This window comes from Metapseudomonas boanensis, from assembly GCF_018704125.1.
GTDB lineage: Bacteria > Pseudomonadota > Gammaproteobacteria > Pseudomonadales > Pseudomonadaceae > Metapseudomonas > Metapseudomonas boanensis.
Map to the genome: position 1 here is coordinate 1 of NZ_JAGTIS010000050.1, position 1,478 is coordinate 1,478.

1 protein-coding gene is annotated in these 1,478 nt (G+C 64.0%); it reads right to left on the reverse strand.

Annotated features, from left to right (window positions below):
* On the reverse strand, positions 1 to 1,478 hold a 1,478-nt coding region (gene pgi, locus J7302_RS26235; RefSeq protein ID WP_215381768.1), incomplete at both ends, for a glucose-6-phosphate isomerase.

The following is a 1,478-nucleotide window of genomic DNA, read 5'->3' on the forward strand; positions in this document are numbered from 1 at the left end:
TCGATCAGGCCCTGGGTCGAGCCATCTTCGGCGGCCGCGTCTTCCTGGCCGACCAGCCGCGAGTAGACACCCTTGCCCAGCTCCTTGCCCAGTTCGACGCCCCACTGGTCGAAGGCGTTGATGCCCCAGAGCACGCTCTGCACATACACCTTGTGCTCGTACATGGCGATCAGTGCGCCCAGGCGGCGCGGACTGATGCGCTCCATGACCAGGGTGTTGCTGGGACGGTTGCCCGGCACCACCTTGTGCGGCGCCAGGCGCTGCACTTCGTCTTCGGACAGGCCCTTGGCGCGCAGTTCGGCCTCGGCCTCCGCGCGGGACTTGCCGAGCATCAGCGCCTGGCTCTGCGACAGGCAGTTGGCGAACAGCCACTGGTGGTGATCGGCCACCGGGTTGTAGCTGCTCACCGGGACGATGAAGTCTGCCGGAATCAGGTGCGTGCCCTGGTGCAGCAACTGGTGGTAGGCATGCTGGCCGTTGCAGCCCACGCCGCCCCAGATCACCGGGCCGGTGCCGGCGCTGACCGGGCTGCCGTCCTGGCGCACGCTCTTGCCATTGGACTCCATATCCAACTGCTGCAGGTGATCGGTGAAGTTCCGCAGGTAGTAGTCATAAGGCAGGATGGCATGGCTTTTCGCGCCCCAGAAGTCGCCATACCAGACGCCCAGCAGGCCGAGGACTACCGGGATGTTGCGTTCGAACGGCGTGCTCTGGAAGTGCTGGTCCATGCTGTAGGCACCGGACAGCAGCTCCTTGAAGTTGGAGATGCCGATGGACATGGCGATCGGCAAGCCGATGGCGGACCACAGCGAGTAGCGGCCACCGACCCAGTCCCACATGGGGAAGATGTTCTCTTCGCGGATGCCGAAACCGACGGCGGCTTCCTTGTTGCTGCTGACCGCGATGAAGTGGCGGTACAGCTCTTCCTCGCTGCCGCCCTGGGCCAGGTACCAGGCGCGCGCAGCCTGAGCGTTCTTCAAGGTTTCCAGCGTACCGAAGGACTTGCTGGAAACGATGAAGAGAGTGGTTTCAGCATTCAGTCGGCAGGCCAGTTCGCGGAACTCGCTACCATCGATATTGGCCAGGTAGTGGCAGCGCACGCCTTTCTGGGCGAAGGGCAGCAAGGCCTCGGAGACCAGTTGCGGGCCGAGGAAGGAGCCGCCGATCCCGATGTTCACCACGTCGGTGATGGGCCTTTCGGTGTAGCCGCGCCACAGGCCGTTGTGCACGGCGCCGACCAGCTCGGTCATCTGGTGCAGCACGCGGTGCACTTCGGGCATCACGTCGACGCCATCGACCAGCACCTTGTCGCCGATCGGCCGGCGCAATGCAGTGTGCAGCACCGGGCGGCGTTCGGAAGCATTGATCATTTCACCGCGGAACATCGCCTTGATCGCATCGCCAAGTTGCGCCTCTTCGGCCAGCTTCACCAACAAGGCCAGGGTTTCGGGGCCGATCAGGTTTTTCGAGAAGTCGAG